Consider the following 16,616-nt stretch of genomic DNA (forward strand, 5'->3'; position numbering starts at 1 on the left):
GCAGTGCCCGGTACTGCGCCGCCCAGCGGTGTGTCCGCGCACGTGCCCTGGACACACCGGGGCGCAGGGGACGACACCGCAGTGGACGGCACGCGGACTGCGTGCTGTTGGCACCGGGGGGTCCGGCCGGTCATGGGACCGGGAACGCGCACGGCCCCCGCACGCGGCGCGTGCGGGGCCTCGGTGGTGAGTGGCTCAGTGCACCGGTTCTGCGGTGGGCCGGGCGGTGCTGTCGACGTCCGCGCCGACGGCGTCGCCGACCGACCGGTACCCGGCCGAGCGCGTCAGCGCGGCCAGGCCCCGGTGCACGCGGCGCGGCCACAGCGGGCCACCGTAGATCAGGCCGGTGTATCCCTGCACGAGGGTGGCCCCGGCGCGGATCCGGGCCCAGGCGTCGTCGGCGGTCTCGATCCCGCCGACGGCGACGAGGGTGAGGCGCTCCCCGGCACGCTCGCGCAGGCGGCGCAGCACCTCCAGGGAGCGTTCCTTGAGCGGGGCGCCGGACAGCCCGCCCGGGCCGAGCTCGTCCACCGTCTCGGCGTCGGTGGCCAGCCCCTCGCGGGAGATCGTCGTGTTGGTCGCGATGACACCGGCGAGGTTCTCCGACAGCGCGAGGTCGGCGACGGCGTCGACGTCCTCGTCGGCGAGGTCCGGTGCGATCTTGACCAGCAGCGGCAGGTCGGCGTGGCCGGACTCGGCCAGGGCCTCGCGCACCGACCGCAGCAGCGGGCGCAGGCGTTCCACGCTCTGCAGGTCGCGCAGGCCCGGGGTGTTGGGCGAGCTGACGTTGACGACCATGTAGTCCGCGTACTCGGCCAGCCGGTGGGCGCTGAGCGCGTAGTCGGCGGGGGCCTCCTCCTCCGGCGTGACCTTGGTCTTGCCGATGTTGACGCCCAGCAGCGGGCGCGGGCCCTCCATGTGGTGCAGGCGCTCGGCCACCAGCGCCGAACCCTCGTTGTTGAAGCCCATGCGGTTGAGGATCGCGCGGTCCTCGACCAGGCGGAACAGGCGCGGCTTCGGGTTCCCGGGCTGCGGGTGGGCGGTGACGGTCCCGATCTCCACGAACCCGAACCCGAGCGCGGCCAGCCCCTGCGGGCTCTCCCCGTTCTTGTCGAAGCCGGCGGCCAGCCCCAGCGGGCCGGGGAACTCCCGGCCGAACGCGTGCACGGTCAGCTCGGGCTCACGGGGGCCCAGGAACCGGTGCATCGCGGGGGCGACCCCGGGGACGGCGGCGGCCGCGCGCACGGCGGCGAAGCTCAGGTGGTGGACGGTCTCCGCGTCCATGTGGCGCAGGGCCGAGCGGAAGAGAATCTGGTAGAACACGCTCATCCGTTTCCGTCGCCCTCGCGCTCGGCGAGGAAGCGTTCGAGTTCGGCACCGAGTTCATCGGCGGTGGGAAGCCCCGACTCGTCGTCGGCCAGGGGGAGGACCGTGCGGTCCCCGGGGTCGTCGCCCCGCGAGCTCATCATGGCGTCGTAGCGGCGCTCGTACTCGGTCACGACACGCTGCACCTCCTCCGACTCCGCGACGCGCTCGGCGATCTCCACGTCGTGGGCGCCGGCGGACTCCTCGAGCTCGTCGGTGGGCAGGGCCAGTCCGGTCGCGCCCGCCACGAACTCCGTGGCCGCCACGGACGCGCGCGGGTACTGCGTCTGCGCCAGGTAGCTGGGCACGTGGACGGCGTAACCCACGAAGTCGCGGCCGGCCTGCCCGAGGCGGAACTCCAGCAGCGCGCTCACGCTCGCGGGCACGTCGAAGGTGCTGCCCTCCAACGGGCTGTTGTGGCCCGTCACCAGTTCCTCGCGGGTGCCGTGCGGGGTGACGCTGATCGGGCGGGTGTGCGGCACCGCCGTGGGGATCCCGCTCACGCTCACCGACAGGGTGATGCCGAAGTGCTCCACGAGCTGCTGGACCGCGGCGCAGAAGCCCTCCCACTCCAGGTCCGGCTCGGGCCCGTGCAGCACCAGGAACGGCTGCCGGTCGAGGTCCTGGTAGAGGGAGAGGGCGATCCTGTGCGGGGTGTAATCGGTCCAGGCGTTCTCGACGAAGGTCATCTTCGGACGCCGGGTCCGGTGGTCGACGAGGCGGTCGACGTCGAAGACCGCGATCTCCTCGCCGCTGAGGGAGTCGAACAGCGCCTTGGACATCTGGGTTCCGGTCTGCCCTGCGTCGACGAAACCGTCCAGGCAGACCAGCATCGCCAGACCCTGAACGTCGTCGAAGCCGGGATGGATCTCGTACAGATCTGCTGGGTCGCGCACCGGGAACTCGTCTCCACATCTGGTCGGAGGGGCAGGGGGGAGGACCGCCGCGGGCGGACCGGGGGCCTTCGGGCATTCCTGCCCTGCTCGTCCACAATACCGACCCCGTGTCCCGGTACGCGTCGTCGCGGCTGCGCCCTGCGGACGCCGGAAGCGGGCCCGCACCGGCTGCGGGGTCGGGGGCCCGGTCGCGGGCCCCGGGTGTGGGAACGCCGGTGCCCGGCCCGCTTGTTCCCGCCCGCGCGTACGCACGCCCCCGCGCGCACGGAACACGTGCACACGGGGGCGCGGGGGTGTACCGGCGCGGGCGGGGCCGTGGTCAGCGCATCCCGGACACCTTCAGCGCACGCAACCGGTTGAGGACCGCGGCGACCTCGGCCCGGCGCGGCAGTGTGTAGTCCCCGCCGAAGTCCGAGCCGAGCAGGGTCACACCGTGCTCGGCGAGCTCGGCGTCGAGGGAGTCGAGAGCCTCGCGCAGGGTGCGCTTGCCGTCCAGGTGGCCGCCCTTGACCAGCCGGCTCAGGGCCAGGCCGGCGCCGATGATCTGCCCGGGGTCGACGAACTGCTCGACGCCGCGCACGTCCACGTCGCTCTCGCCGAACGTGAGCACGTCCATGTCGCGGCGCTTGATGCGGCTGCGGCCCTTGTTCCCGCTGTCGTCGACCGAACGCGGGTCGACCACGCGGGCGCGCGGCAGGTGGAAGTCGGCGTCGGTGCGCTCGTGGGCGAGCTCGCGGGCCTGCTCGGTGACGTCGTGCGGGTGGTAGGCGTCGAGCATGATCACCTGGTCGGCGACGTCGAAGTAGTCGCCGCTGCCGCCCATGACCAGGACGGTGGAGACCTTGTGGTCCCGGTTGAGCGGGCGCACCAGGTCGATGAAGGGGACCAGGGGTTCGCGGTCGCCGTGCACCAGGCGCTGCATCCGCTCGTCCCGGATCATCAGGTTGGTGGCGGTGGAGTCCTCGTCGACGAGCAGCGTGCTCGCCCCGGTCTCCACGGCCTCGCAGATGTTGGCGGCCTGGGACGTCGAGCCCGAGGCGTTCTCGGTGCGGAAGTCGCTGGTGTCGGCCCCGGTGGGCAGGTTGCGCACGAACGGGCTGACGTCGGTGCGCTCGACCCCGCGGCCCTCCTCCGCCCGGATCTTGACGGCGTCGTCGCGGGTGACCACGAGCTCGCGACCGTCGCCGGGGACGTGGTCGTACACGCCGCGCTCCAGGGCGTGCAGGAGCGTGGACTTGCCGTGGAACCCGCCGCCGACGATGAGGGTGATGCCCTCGGGCACGCCCATACCGCTCACGGTGCCGCGGTGGGGCAGGTCGACGCTCACCCTCAGGGACCCCGGGGAGTCGAAGGGCACGGCGCCGTCGGTCATCGGCTCGTCGCTGATGCCGCTGCGCCGGGGCAGGATCGCACCGTCGGCGACGAAGGAGACCAGGCCGCGCCCGGCCAGGGCGTCGCGCAGGGCGACGGTGTCGGCGACGCTGTCGGCGAAGGCGACCGCGTCCTTCTGGTCGATCTCGTCCCAGTCGAGGTCGTCGACGAGGTCGGGCAGGGTGCGGCAGAGCTCGCGCTCGGCGGTGCGGCCGTCGATGCGGCGGCCGTGACCGGGCATGTTGAGACCGATGCGCAGGTCGATGCCGCCGCCCTCGGTGACCTGCAGAGAGGAGCGTGCGATGACCTCCTGGCCGCCGGTGTCGATCTTGAGCAGCGACCCGCGCAGGACCTTGCGAGCACGGCGACCGAGGTAATCGGCGGTGGCCCGGCGCCGCACCGGGTCCTTCCAGGCGCTCTCGGGGATGCCGGCGTCGGGGCGCAGCACGCGGATGCGCGACGGCGGTGCGAACGGGTCCGCCTGCACCCTCTGCACGGTCAGCGTGAAGTCGCCGAAGTCCCAGTCGCCCTTGAGGGACTTGTAGCGCCCGTAGGAGGCGCCGTCCATCTTGAGCAGTTCCTGCGACAGGCGCGCGTCATCGCGGACACCGCGGATCGGCTCGGGATCGGGCCTGCGGCCCTTGCCCCCTCCGCCGCCGTGCCGGCGTCCGCCGCCGTCCCGTCCCGCCATCGGTTCCCCCTCGGTTCGGATGTCTGTCCCGCCCAGGTTAGGACCTCGTCGGGCCCGGTGCAGAACGCCTGTGGACCGCCCCCGGGGAGGGCGGACCGGTCCCGGCATTGGGGAGGCGGGACCGGTCCGCGCCCGGCCCCGGTCGACCCGTGGCAGGGGCCTCGGCGGGGGTCGCGGCGGCCTCCCCGGGAGGGGGAGGAGAGGCTCCGCGACCGCGCGCAACCGGGCGCGCGCTGCTGCACGGGTGGGACCGGGGCCGGTCCCGTGCACCGAGCTCTTGGAGATCACACACGCGAGCTGCCCTGCCGTCCGGAAGACGCACGGCCCGGGACGACCCGTACCCCTGGGGAAGGGGATGACCGGGTCCCGTGTGCTCTCCCCTCGAGGGGAGGTTGGTGCACGCGTTCTGTTCTACCGGAACCCCGGGGACCGCGTGGCGAAAACGGGGAAAGAACGCTCCCTCTGCGCTGTACACGGTTCTCCGGAGCCCGGAGCCGGCCGTCCCCGGGGGAGCTGGGGACGGCCGACCACGGTGCAGCGCCTTCCCGAAGGGGGCTGGGAAGGCGCTCGGCAACCTTTTTACCGGAGCCGCGCCCGACATGAAGGGGAAACCGGGAATCCTTGTGCACCCGGTTCCCGACGGCCCGCGGAACGCTCAGCGCAGCGCGGCCCGGAGCGCGGCGTCGTGCTCGTCGGCCGGCGGGTCGGAGGGGTCGCCGACGAAGACCGCGACGATCTGGCCGCCGTTCTTCCGCACGTCGTCCAGCACCTCGTGCCAGTGGTGGAGGTTGGGGTGGTCCAGCTCGGTGCACGCGGCGGCGGGGCTGAGCTCCTCCACGGCCGTCTCCAGCTGTTCGACCGACATCGGGTAGGAGAACGTGCCGCGGGTGTGGCCGGTGACCCGGGCCAGGACGATCGCGGGGAGGTAGTTGCCGTTCTGGTTCACGCGGGCGAACGCGGTGACCCCGTCGCGGTGCACGCCGAGCCCGTAGGCGGCGGGGCGGCGCCAGTCGGGGTGGCTCTCCTCCATCCGCTCCCGGGCGGCGACGATCTCCTCCTTGGTGGCCCACTCTTCCATCGGGGCCTCCTCTCTAAAGTTCGAGGTGGCCGGTGGCCACGGTCACGGCGTCGCCGCCGATGAGGATCCGGTCTCCGCGCAGGCGCAGGTGCAGGTCCCCGCCGCGGCGGGAGGCCTGGTGCGCCAGGAACTCCGTGCGCCCGAGGCGTTCGGCCCAGAAGGGGGCGATCACGGTGTGGGCCGAACCGGTGACGGGGTCCTCCGGAACGCCCACGCCCGGGGCGAAGAACCGGGAGACGAGGTCGTGTTCCCCGTCTCCGCGGGCGGTCACGATGACCCCGCGCACGGGCAGGTCGCGCATCGCCCCGAGGTCGGGGGCGAGCGAGCGCACGGTCTCCTCGTCGGCGAGCTCCACCAGCAGGTCGTTGGTACCTCCGCGGCCGGTCCACAGGGGGCGGGCACCGAGCGCCTCGGCGAGCCCTTCGGGGGCCGGCGCGGGGGTCGCGGGGCGTGCGGGGAAGTCCGTCCACAGACGCCCGTCGTGGTGCTCGACGGTCAGGACCCCGCTGCGGGTGGTGAACCGGTAGGGGGCGGGCTCACCGAGCTCGGCCAGGGCGTGGGACGTGGCCAGGGTCGCGTGGCCGCACAGGTCGACCTCGGTGACGGGGGTGAACCAGCGCAGCTCGAACTCGGCCTCCGGGCCGTCGACGCGGCGCGCGAAGGCGGTCTCGGAGAGGTTGAACTCGGCCGCGATCCCCTGCGCCCAGGCCTCGGGGTAGGGGTCCTCGAGGACGAGGACGGCGGCGGGGTTGCCCGCAAGGGGCCGGTCGGTGAACGCGTCGACCACGCGGTACTCAGGCATGCCCACAAGGGTAGGCATTTCAGGGGAGCGGTCCTTCCAGGTGCGGCTCGTCGAGGATGAACATGGTCTGGGTGCTCTTGACCTCGGGGATGCGCTGGAGGCGTTCCAGGACGAAGGTGCGCAGCGCTGCGGCGTCGGTCACCCGCACCAGGAGCAGCAGGTCGACGTCGCCGGAGACGAGGGCGGCGTGGTCGACCTCGGGGATGTCGCGCAGGTAGTGCCGGAACCTCTCCCAGGAGTGCTGTTCGATGCGCACGGACACGTACGCCGACAGTGCGGTTCCGTACTTCTCGGGGTCGACCACGGCGGTGAACCCGCGGATCACCCCCTGGTTGCGCAGGCGCTCGAGGCGGGAGTAGGCGTTGGCACGGGAGATGTGGGCACGCTCGGCGACGGCTCTGATGGACATGCGCCCGTCGGCCCGGAGGAGATCGATGATGCGCCGGTCGGTGTCGTCCAGGCGTACGGCCATGTGTCTTACCTCATACCGTCCGCAAGGTGGACGCTGTGGAAATTCGGGGGCGGGGGCGGACGTACCGAACAGTTCGTCCAGTGTTGGGGCAACGATCTCGACAGTATGGGGTTATTCACCTCATATTCAAGACATGGAGTTCCTCGCCGGGGACTCCCGACCCCCGGCCCGCTCCCCCTCGGTGCCGGGTCGGCCGGGGTCCGAGGCGCGGACACGAGGGGACGCGGATCAACGGCGATCGGCGTCCCGTCCGCTCTCACACCGGTGTCCACCGCGGGCGGCCCGGCGGCACGGGGCAGGGTTCCCCCCGCCCTGCCGGGCCAGGACACGACGGAGGGGCCGTGGTCACCATCGACCACGGCCCCTTCTTTCGGGCCTGTTCGGTGTTCGCCGACCGGGCCCTCACCCATTTCCTGTGCCCGTCGGCCCACAGGAGGCCGCCCCCGCCGCTCTCACGGGAGGGACACCCCGCTTCCCGGGCGGACCCGGGAAGCGGTGACGGATCAGTCGTCGTTGTTGCCGCGGAGCCGGTCCATCCAGGACTCGTGGCCGTGCTTGCCCTCGCCGTCGGCCATGAGGCCCTTGCCGTCGGTGTCGGCGGCGCCCGCGTGGGCACCGGCCGGGCGGCGGAACCAGGCGAAGCCCACGGCGAGCAGGATCGCGGGGATGATCGCCAGGATCAGGATCCCGCCACCCGCCAGGTCGCCGTCGGCACCGGTGAGCTGGAAGCCGGAGACGTCGTTGGCCGCGGTCTCTGCCGTGACACCGGACTCCTCCTCTTCCTTCTCGTCTTCGGCTTCGGCCTTTTCGGCGGCCTCGGCCTCGGCTGCGGCCTCCTGCTCGGCGGCTTCCTGCTCGGCGGCCTCTTCCTCGGCCTGGGCCTGGGCGGCCGCCTCCTCTTCCTCCTGCTGGGAGGTCTCGTCCTCGAGCTTCTCCTCGGGGATCTCGGAGACGGCGTCCTCACACTTGTTCTCGGGCTGCTGGAACGGGTGCGGCGCGCCCTCCTCGCCGTCACCGTCGCCCCACTCGGTGATGTAGTACTCGACGTCGTAGAGGTGGCCGTTGCCGCCGCTGACGACGTAGTTCTCCTCGTCCCAGGTCTGACCGGTCAGTTCCGCGAAGGTCTGGCCGTCGAGGTCCAGGAGGATGTCGCAGTCGTTGGAGGGGTGGCCCGGGCCGCGGTCGCCGATGAAGAACTCGGCGGTCTGGCCCTCGTACTCGATGTACCCCTCGGTACCCAGCGGCCAGCTGGGGCTGGAGAAGAGCCCCTTCTGCATCGGCTCGCCGCCCGCGGGGAGCCCGGTGTCGCCCCCGATGCCGGAACCGTCGTCCCAGAAGTAGGTGGCGTCGACTTTGCCGTGCTGGATGGGAGTGTCGTTCTCGTTGCTCATGAAGTGAAAGCCAGGTGGTCGACGACAGGGCCGAGAAGACCATGGACACAGCACACCCAGGGCAGGTTCCGTTCAAGGATGCGTGGAGAGCACCTGGGGCATGCGGTGCGGTGTCCGGGATCCCCGCGTCGCTGGCTGCTGACGGCGGGCGGGAGCGGGACGTGATCGTGTCGGCGGTTCCGACTGTCCTCCGGCTCAGGCGCGTGGGATGCGCGAGGCCGACCCCCGTGGGTCTCAACTCCCTTGCGGCGCTCCGGCCGTTCAAGGGCTCGGCATCGGTTCATCAATGATCAATAACGAACCGATCACGAGGGACCCTAACCCACCCGTTTCGTAAAGTGTGCCAGGCTTCCGAGTAAAATGACGGGGCGTGCTTCTGCATGCACCGTGGGAGATGGTGACATCCACCCCCAGAAACAACGGAACCCCCTGTTCGGAGGGGGGTTCCGTTCATCCTGGGCATCCGCCCGAGAGTGCATTTCGTGGCGCTCGTCATAACGTCCGAAAATCCTTGACGGGGGACTCGGAAGGACCCGGAAGCCGATCACGGCCGGGTATTCCCTTCACTCGGCCGAATCACGGCCACACGCGCCACACACGCCCCTCCCGACACCGAAGAAGACCAAGGGAACGCAAAAAACAGCGGGCCGCCGCGCGGTCAGGTCACCTGCGAACGGGCACGGAAGCGCTCCTGGCGCCACACACCGTTGCGCACGACCTCGACCAGAGCCCGGGAGGCGTCGAAGACCTCGGTGTACGACAGGTACAGGGGCGTGAAACCGAACCGCATGACGTCGGGCGCACGGAAGTCCCCGATGACACCCCGTTCGATCAGCGCCTGGACGATCGCGTACCCCGCGCCCTCCTCCGGTTCCACGAGCGAGACCTGGCTGCCGCGCCGGCCGTGCTCGGCTGGGGTGAGTGAGGCCAGGCCCGCCTCGGCCGCCCCGGCCAGGAACAGGTCCGTCATGGCCAGGCTCTTGGTGCGCACCTCGGCGAGGTCGGCCTTGCCCCACACCTCAAGGCTCGCCTCCAGCGCGGCGTCGGCCACCAGGGGCTGCGATCCGCTGAGGAACCGGGAGACGCCGGGCGCGGGCTCGTAACCGGGGGCGAAGTCGAACGGCCGCGCGTGCCCGTGCCAACCGCTCAGTGGCTGCTCGGCGCGGGCGTGGTGGCGCCGCGCGGCGTACAGGAACGCGGGCGCGCCGGGGCCGGCGTTGAGGTACTTGTAGGTGCACCCGACCGCGAAGTCGGCCCCGCTGCCCGACAGGTCGACCGGGACGGCGCCGGCACTGTGGCAGAGGTCCCAGACCACGAGCGCACCGTGCTCGTGGGCCAGGCGGGTGAGGGCGGGCATGTCCCGCAGGACCCCGGTCCGGTAGTCGACGTGGCTGAGCAGGAGCACCGCGACGTCGCCCCGGGCGAGCTCGGCGGCCAGTTCCGGCCCGTCGGGGTCGACCCGGCGCTGGGTCCCCCCGGTCAGGCCCACGGCGCCCTCGGTGATGTAGAGGTCGGTCGGGAAGTTGCCCGACTCCCCCAGCACCACGTCGCGGTCGGACATGCGCAGCGCGGCCACGACGGTCTTGAACAGGTTGGTCGAGGTTCCGTCGCCGACCACGACCTCGTCGGTGTCCGCGCCGACCAGGGGCGCGAGCATGGCGCCCAGGGTGCGGGGCTTGTCCCACCATCCGGCGTCGTTCCAGCTGCGGACCAGGCCCTGGCCCCACTCGCGTTCGACGGTGTCGGTCACTCGGGCGGGGGTGGAACGGGGCAGGGCGCCCAGGGAGTTGCCGTCGAGGTAGATCACGCCCTCGGGCAGGACGAACTCGTCGCGCATGGGGGCCAGCGGGTCGGCGGCGTCGAGTGCGGCGCACTCCTCGCGGGTGGTGGGTGTCATCGGTCCTGTCTCTTCGTGGCGGTCGGGTCGGGTTCGGTTCAGGCGTGCCGGGGCAACGGTCCGTGGCGGTGGGTCCGGGGTCGGCGGCATCCCCTCGGCCGAGGGGACCCGGGGGTTCCGGACGGCCTCAGAGAGTGTCGCGCAGGCGCCACAGCTCGGGGAAGACGTCCTTCTCGGCGTTGCGGGCCAGCCAGGTCAGGCCGTTGGACCCGCCGCTGCCGGGTTTGCCGCCCATGGTGCGCTTGACCGCCATGAGGTGGCGGTGGCGCCACCGAGTGACCCGTTCGGCCACGTCCATGAGCGCCTCGGCGAGCAGCAACAGTTCGTTGCCGTCGCGTTCGTCGGCGTAGACCCGTGCCCAGGCCTCGGTGACCGCCGGGTCCTCCTCGTAGGGCTGGGTCCAGTCGCGTTCCACGGCGCTGTCGGGCACGGGGAACCCGCGGCGGGCCAGCAGGCGCAGGGCGGCGTCGTAGAGCCCGGGGTGTTCCAGGACCGTGTGCAGCTGTTCGGCCACCTTCGGCATGCCCTTGTGCGGGCGCACCATGGGTCCGGACTTGTTGCCGAGCAGGAACTCCAGGTGGCGGTAGGTGTAGGACTGGAAACCCGAGGCCTCCCCGAAGGCGTCGCGGAACCGGTTGAACTGCGCGGGGGTCATGTCGGCGAGCAGGTCCCAGGAGCCGGTGAGCACGTCCTGGGCGTTGCGGGAGCGGCGCAGCCAAGCCAGCGCGCCGGGCACGTCATCGGCCTCCAGGGCGTCGCGTGCGGCCTCCCACTGCTCGGCCACGAGCGTGAACAGCAACTCCATGACCTGCGTGGTGAGGATGAACGCGGACTCGGCCGGCTCCTCGGTACGCGGGCGTTTGAGGCCGAGCAGGGTGTCGACGCCCACGTAGTCCACGTACGGGGTGGGGCGGTCGAAGTCCAGGACGGGGGCGCCCTCCTCGCCACGGCGGCCCCGCTCCCCTGCGGCGGTCTCCTCCCACTGCGGGGAGTACGGGCACTGCTGTGCGGTGATGGCCATGGCGGACCCCTCGTCGGCGGATGAACGGCTGAGGACACATGATCGAACACCCGGCCCCGCTCACGGAATGGGCATGACCTTCGCGATCAGCCGGTTCGCCTAGGATTTGCGATGCGAAGAGCTCATCGACCTTGGGAAAACAAAGTATGGCCGCATCACTGCACACACCGCTGGACGGTGTCGACCGGCGGATCCTCGCCGAGCTCCAGGGCGACGGGCGGCTCTCCTTCAACGAACTGTCCCGGCGGGTGAACCTGTCGGCGCCCGCCGTGGCCGAGCGGGTGCGGCGCCTGACCGACCGCGGGGTCATCACCGGTTACCACGCACACGTGGACCCCGCGGCCGCCGGGCTCCCGGTCACCGCCCTGGTGCGGATGGAGTGCTTCGGCGCGCACTGCCTGCTGCGCGAGCGCTCGTCCCTGGAGCTCCCGGAGATCCTGCAAGTGCACCGCGTCACCGGCGACGACTGCTGCGTGCTGCTCATCGCGGTGCGTTCGATGGAGCACTTCGAGGAGGTCATCGACCGGTTGGCCGAGCACGGACGCCCCTCGAGCACCATGGTCCTGTCCAGCCCGGTGCCGTGGCGCCCCGTCGACGTCCCGGAGCCCTCATGAGCATCATCGTCGACACCCCGCTGTGGCCCGGGCCGCGCGGGTGGCTGTTCGCCCACCTGGCCAGCGACCGCTCCTACGAAGAACTGCACACCTTCGCCCGGCACCTCGGGCTGGACCCGCGCGCCTTCGACCGCGACCACTACGACCTCCCCGAACACCTGCACACGCGCGCCCTGGAGTTGGGCGCCGAGCACGTGTCCCCGCGCGAGCTGGTGACCCGGCTGCGGGCGGCGGGGCTCCGCCGGCCCAAGGGTGCGCTCAGGCCTCCCGTCGAGCGGCCTCGGTGAGGCGGTCGATCTCGGCGCGCATGTTGAGGCGGGCCCGGCCCTCCCAGTGCGTGCGCCCGAACCGGGTGTGGAACAGGTCGGAGCGGTCCAGCAGCGAACGCAGGACCCGCAGGCGCCCGGCACGGAAGACCCGGTCGTTCAGGTGCCCGTACTCGGCCCGCACCGCCGCGGTGTACTCCAGGTAGCCGTCGGGTTCGGCGGCCAGGACCGACAGGTCGGCGTCGCAGAGCACCGCCCCGTCGGGATCGCCTTCCTCGGGCAGGTGGGTGGCGGTCAGTTCGACCAGGCGCACGACCTCGGCCACGTCCCCGCGCTCACAACCCATGAGCGTGAGGAGGCGGTCGGCGACCAGGGCGCTCTCGTCCTCGTCGGTCCCGGGCCGCTTCTCGTACACGGCGTCGTGGAACCACACGGCGTACCGGACCCGGTCGGGGTGCGCGGCCTCCTGCTCGAGGATCTCGACCGCGCGCAGGGTGCTCCACAGGTGGGTGAGCGTGTGGTAGCGGCGGTGCGGTTCGCTCCAACGGCCGAGGAGCTCCTCACCCACCGCACGTGCCTCGGGTCTGGTGCCTGCGAGGCGCGCCCAGGAGGCCCGGAGGAGCACCACGTCCTCGTGCTCAGGCGGCCCGTCGGACCTGCGTGAACGGTGGGAGCTGACCATGCCCCCAGTGTTCCCCACTCGCGCCCGTTTTTCGAGGCGGACCTATCATGGGACGGTTCTCCTCCCCGATCGTCCGCACCGGCCGCTGCCCGCCGTCGTCCGGGAGGATCACCGGACCCACGACGAGGACGAGGAGCGTATGTCACCCCTGGAGACCCTGCGGCGCATGAACCGGATCGCGGGGTGGCCGCTGCTGACGGCCACGTTCCTGGCACGGCTTCCGGTGTCGATGTCGCTCATCGGGATGCTGACCCTGGTCACCGTGCAGACCGGGAGTGTTGCGGCCGCGGGTCTGCTCAGCGGGGTCTTCGCCATGGGCCAGGCCGCCGGGGGACCGGTCATCGCACGCTTCGCCGACCGGTACGGGCAACGCCGCCCGGTCCTGGTGATGTCACTGGTGGACGCGGTTCTCATGGCCGTGTTGGTCTCCACGGTCAACGCCGGGGCCGCCCTGCCGGTGCTCGTGGTCCTGGCGGTCCTGGCCGGGGCCTGCCTGCCACAGGTGGGACCGATGGCCCGGACCCGCTGGGTCGGGCTGATCGGGAAGGGACCGGACCGCGGGGCCGAACGCGAGCGGTCGGTCGGCGCGGCGATGTCCGTGGAGGGTGTGCTCGACGAGACCTCGTTCGTGCTCGGCCCGGCCCTGGTCGGTGTGCTCACGGTGACACTGTCGCCGTCGGCGAGCGTGCTGGGCGCGGCGGTACTCATCGGGGTCTTCGGGGCGGTCTTCGCCCTGCACCCCACCGCACCGCCCGGGAGCGCTCCGTCCGCGGGCGGGGGCGGCCGGGTCCTCACCCCCGCTCTCGTGGTGCTGGCGGTGCCGATGTTCGCGCAGGGGCTGTTCTTCGGCGGGATGTCGACGGGTGTGACGGCCTTCGCGGCCGCCTCGGGCCACGGCGACCTGTCGGGGCTGATGTACGCGGTGATGGGCACCAGCAGCGCGGTGGCCGGGCTGCTCATGGCCTCGGTCCCGCTCACCTTCACGCTGACCGCGCGTGTGCGCTGGGCCGGTGCGGCGCTGCTCGTCCTGACCCTGCCCCTGTACCTGCCGCACTCGGCGGCGACGCTGGCGGTGGCGATGTTCGCGCTGGGGTGGGCGATCGGCCCGCACATCGTGAGCCTGTTCGGGCTGGTCGAGCGGTCCTCTCCGCCCGCCCGGATGTCGCAGGCGATGTCGGTGGTGCTCAGCTGCCTGATCCTGGGGCAGTCCCTGGGATCGATGACGGCCGGATCGCTCGCCGACCAGTTCGGCCACCAGGGCGCCTTCGCACTGGCAAGCCTGGGCGGGCTGGTCTCGGTGGCCACCACGGTGCTGGTGCTGCGCGCCCGCTGGTACCGGCGCGCGGAGACCGGGGCGGAGGCCGTGACAGGCGTCGGCCCCGCCGGGTGACCGGGTTCCGGGCGGGGCCGGTCCGGCCGGTGGCGGGGCCGCGGGTCGGGGCGCGGGTCAGTTGGCGTCGGACTCCACGAGCTCGAAGCGCACGTCGCGGTCGGAGAGCTCCTCCACCGCCGAGGCCGGAAGCCGGTCGTCGGTGATGATGAGGTCGAACTCCTCCAGGCTCGCGACCCGGAACGTGCCGAACTTGCCGTACTTGGTGCTGTCGACGACCAGGACGCTCTTGGAGGCGATGCGCAGCAGTTCCTGCTTGGCGACCACCTTGGCCTCCGACGGGGTCGTGGACCCGCGCTCGGAGTCCCAGGAACTGCTCGCGATGAAGGCCAGGTCGACGTTGACCTGGCGCAGGAACTCGGCGGTGAAGCGGCCCACCGAGGAGTGGTCGGAGTGCGAGACGAGACCGCCCGTGTGGATGAGCTCGATGCCCGGGTACTCCATCAGGTGGCCGACGACGTTGAAGTCGCTGGTGATGACGGTCAGTCCCACCTTGTCGGTCAGCAGCGGCACCATCTGCAGGGTCGTGGTGCCCGCGTCCAGGTAGATGGTGAAGTTCTCCCGCACGAGGTCGGCGGCGGCGCGGGCGATGTTGCGCTTGGCCGGCACCTCGAGCTGGGCCTTGGCCAGGTAGGAGGGTTCGCTCTTGAGCCGGGCCGCCAGGCGCACCCCGCCGGTCACCGACAAGACCTTGCCGTCGTTCTCCAGCGCCTGGATGTCGCGCCGCACCGTCATGTGGGACACGGACAGCATCGAGGTGAGCTCGTTGATACTCAGCACGTGCCGCTCCTGGAGGAGCTTGAGGATGTGCTCTCGTCGCTGATCCGGGATCATCGTTCGCCTCACGGTCGGGGGCCGGCCACGGGTGCCGTGTTCTCACGACACCACTTAACAGAGTTTCCCAGCTCGGCATCACCGGACCGAGCACTGGGGACGTGAGTCGCCTCGCACCCGGTGGTCGCCCGGGCCACGTCCAGGAGCGGTCCGGAAGCTTCCCGACCTGGGGCCGCGCGGCCGTTCTTCCTGTTTGCACCACGTGCGGGCGCGCTTTTTGCGACCCTTGTGAACATGACGCTGTCCATCGCACTGCGCGGAGACACCGCACGACACCCGGGCAACACGCTTCCGGCCCTGCGTTCAGCGTTGCGCGCCGGAACCGACCTGGTCAAGATCGACGTCCACCTGACCCGCGACGGCTACCCGGTCCTGGTGGACGAACACCTGGTGGCCGCCCCCGGGAGCGCACCGCGCCCCGTGGAGGAGATGTCCCTGGTGGAGCTGGCCGTGGCCCGCCGGGACGTGGACAGCCGGGTCCCCACGCTCATGGAGGTCCTGGCCGAGTTCCGCGCCCGGGACGTGCCCAACCTGCTCGTGGAGGCCACGGCGCCCCAGGCCGCGCTGGCCGCCGACACACTGTTGCGCGAGCGGGGTTTCGCCGACCAGCTGGTCTTCACCGGACCCTACGAGGCCCTGGACGCCCTGCGCGGGCGCAGCGGCCGGGCGCGGCTGCTCATGTTGCGCGATCAGCCCGGCCTTCCGCCCGACGACGTTCTACGCACCGTGCGTCCCGATTTTCTCGGAACCCACCATTCTCTCCTCACCAGAGAAGTCATCGCCGAAATGCGAGGTTTCGGGTTCGGCGTGGCCGCGTGGTCGGCCAACGAGTTCCCGGACATGGCCCGCCTGGTGGGAATGGGTGTGGACGCCGTGGCGACCGAACGTGTGGTCGACCTGGTCTCGCTGACGCGCGGGAACCGCGAGGAGGCCGCGGCGGAACCGGCCTGACCTCGTGCGGAACACGGGCGTTCGACGGAGCCCTGCCGCCCGCGCAACCCCGCCGCACTCGGACTCCCCCGCTTCCACCCAAGTGACCAACTTTCCCACCAGCGCGTTTTTCTTCGGTGAGTTCTGCTGTTCCGCCCGAATTCGCGACCGTTCGGGACTATCCTCGGAAACGATTCCCGCCACGCGAAAGACATGACCCTCGCGCCACCCCGCCCCGACGGCGCCCCGAGCGATGAGACAGCCACCCATGACCGCCGACACCTCCCCCGACGTCCTCCGAACCACCGGCCCCGTCCTCGACTGTGCGGCCCGCCTGTTCGCAGAGCACGGTCCGCGCTCTCTCACCATGTCCACCCTGGCCCACCGGATCGCCGACGAGACCGGCGCCGACACGGACTCGCTCCACCGGGCCTTCCCGACGCGCCTCGACCTCGCGCACGCCGTCGTGCTGCGCTCGACCCGGGAGCGGGTCGAGGGCCAGCTCCGCGCCGACCGGACCTCCGAGCCCGCCCACGAACGGGTGTGCTCGCTGGTGCGCCACCACGTGCACACCTCCTGGAAGCACCGGGCCGCGGTCGAGCTCGCCCGGGACCTGATGCCGGCGCTGCGCGCGGTCAGCCCCGGGCGCTACCGGCAGATCGCCCAGATGCACCGGGACTACCGCCTGCACGTGCGCGACATCATCAGCGCCGGGGTCGGCGAGGGCAGCTTCCACGTGGAGTCCGTGGAGGCCGCCACCCGCTCCGTCCTGGACACCTGCGACTCGCTGGAGTGGTACGCGCCCGACGACGACCTCAGCCTCGACGGCCTCACCGGGGTCTACATCGACCTCGTCCTGCACCACCAGCTCGGCCACCCGCGCTGATCCGCGGCCGGAAGGCGTTCCGGCCGGGGC

The 16,616-nt window shown here is 71.7% G+C and carries 16 protein-coding genes; 5 read left to right on the top strand and 11 right to left on the bottom strand.

The features are described from left to right. Window positions 1-195: 195 nt before the first annotated feature. The 9 genes from IDM40_RS01830 to IDM40_RS01870 all read right to left on the bottom strand — a co-directional run bounded on the left by IDM40_RS01830 (window position 196) and on the right by IDM40_RS01870 (window position 10,984). Entirely contained in the window at window positions 196-1,329 is a 1,134-nt protein-coding gene (locus IDM40_RS01830) for a quinone-dependent dihydroorotate dehydrogenase (protein WP_193120082.1), read from the bottom strand. Further along, complete coding sequence (locus IDM40_RS01835) at window positions 1,326-2,261, bottom strand: proteasome assembly chaperone family protein (RefSeq protein ID WP_193120083.1); 936 nt, start codon at window positions 2,259-2,261, stop codon at window positions 1,326-1,328. Before IDM40_RS01835 ends, IDM40_RS01830 begins: the two co-directional genes overlap by 4 nt. A gap of 319 nt (window positions 2,262-2,580) precedes the next feature. Continuing rightward, the gene (locus IDM40_RS01840; RefSeq protein WP_193120084.1) at window positions 2,581-4,323 is read right to left on the bottom strand and encodes an ABC-ATPase domain-containing protein; all 1,743 of its coding nucleotides are present in this window, start codon (window positions 4,321-4,323) and stop codon (window positions 2,581-2,583) included. 655 nt (window positions 4,324-4,978) lie between these two features. Continuing rightward, a complete protein-coding gene (locus tag IDM40_RS01845; RefSeq protein ID WP_193120085.1) occupies window positions 4,979-5,401 on the bottom strand; it encodes a hypothetical protein in 423 nt (140 codons plus the stop codon). A 13-nt stretch (window positions 5,402-5,414) separates the two neighbouring features. Further along, window positions 5,415-6,203 (bottom strand): PhzF family phenazine biosynthesis protein, encoded by a 789-nt coding sequence (locus IDM40_RS01850; RefSeq protein WP_193120086.1) that lies wholly within the window; start codon window positions 6,201-6,203, stop codon window positions 5,415-5,417. 19 nt (window positions 6,204-6,222) lie between these two features. Next, a complete protein-coding gene (locus IDM40_RS01855; protein ID WP_193120087.1) occupies window positions 6,223-6,675 on the bottom strand; it encodes an Lrp/AsnC family transcriptional regulator in 453 nt (150 codons plus the stop codon). 503 nt (window positions 6,676-7,178) lie between these two features. Continuing rightward, entirely contained in the window at window positions 7,179-8,066 is an 888-nt protein-coding gene (locus IDM40_RS01860; protein ID WP_193120088.1) for a hypothetical protein, read from the bottom strand. Between the two features lie 658 nt (window positions 8,067-8,724). After that, window positions 8,725-9,963 carry a kynureninase gene (gene kynU, locus IDM40_RS01865; protein ID WP_193120089.1) on the bottom strand — a complete coding sequence of 413 codons (1,239 nt, stop codon included), beginning with the start codon at window positions 9,961-9,963 and terminating at the stop codon, window positions 8,725-8,727. A gap of 127 nt (window positions 9,964-10,090) precedes the next feature. Continuing rightward, entirely contained in the window at window positions 10,091-10,984 is an 894-nt protein-coding gene (locus IDM40_RS01870) for a tryptophan 2,3-dioxygenase (protein ID WP_193120090.1), read from the bottom strand. 146 nt (window positions 10,985-11,130) lie between these two features. On the opposite strand from IDM40_RS01870, the gene IDM40_RS01875 reads away from it, so the two are divergent. Further along, complete coding sequence (locus tag IDM40_RS01875) at window positions 11,131-11,598, top strand: Lrp/AsnC family transcriptional regulator (RefSeq protein WP_193120091.1); 468 nt, start codon at window positions 11,131-11,133, stop codon at window positions 11,596-11,598. Further along, window positions 11,595-11,885 carry a DUF4031 domain-containing protein gene (locus IDM40_RS01880; protein WP_193120092.1) on the top strand — a complete coding sequence of 97 codons (291 nt, stop codon included), beginning with the start codon at window positions 11,595-11,597 and terminating at the stop codon, window positions 11,883-11,885. Before IDM40_RS01875 ends, IDM40_RS01880 begins: the two co-directional genes overlap by 4 nt. Here the strand turns inward: IDM40_RS01880 and IDM40_RS01885 are convergent. After that, window positions 11,857-12,546 (bottom strand): HD domain-containing protein, encoded by a 690-nt coding sequence (locus IDM40_RS01885; RefSeq protein ID WP_193120093.1) that lies wholly within the window; start codon window positions 12,544-12,546, stop codon window positions 11,857-11,859. The two genes, IDM40_RS01880 and IDM40_RS01885, sit on opposite strands and share 29 nt — an antisense overlap. Before the next feature lie 139 nt (window positions 12,547-12,685). Between IDM40_RS01885 and IDM40_RS01890 the strand changes: the two genes are divergently transcribed. Beyond that, complete coding sequence (locus IDM40_RS01890) at window positions 12,686-13,936, top strand: MFS transporter (RefSeq protein ID WP_193120094.1); 1,251 nt, start codon at window positions 12,686-12,688, stop codon at window positions 13,934-13,936. Between the two features lie 57 nt (window positions 13,937-13,993). Here IDM40_RS01890 and IDM40_RS01895 read toward each other — a convergent pair whose 3' ends face one another. After that, window positions 13,994-14,770, bottom strand: coding sequence for a DeoR/GlpR family DNA-binding transcription regulator (locus IDM40_RS01895; protein ID WP_193120095.1), 777 nt, complete (start codon window positions 14,768-14,770; stop codon window positions 13,994-13,996). Window positions 14,771-15,004: 234 nt separating this feature from the next. Between IDM40_RS01895 and IDM40_RS01900 the strand changes: the two genes are divergently transcribed. Then, a complete protein-coding gene (locus tag IDM40_RS01900) occupies window positions 15,005-15,721 on the top strand; it encodes a glycerophosphodiester phosphodiesterase (protein ID WP_193120096.1) in 717 nt (238 codons plus the stop codon). Window positions 15,722-15,968: 247 nt separating this feature from the next. Then, on the top strand, window positions 15,969-16,586 hold the full coding sequence (locus IDM40_RS01905; protein ID WP_193120097.1) for a TetR/AcrR family transcriptional regulator: 618 nt from the start codon (window positions 15,969-15,971) through the stop codon (window positions 16,584-16,586). Window positions 16,587-16,616 lie beyond the last annotated feature (30 nt).

The sequence above is a fragment of the Nocardiopsis coralli genome, from assembly GCF_014892575.1.
Taxonomy (GTDB): Bacteria; Actinomycetota; Actinomycetes; order Streptosporangiales; family Streptosporangiaceae; genus Nocardiopsis; species Nocardiopsis coralli.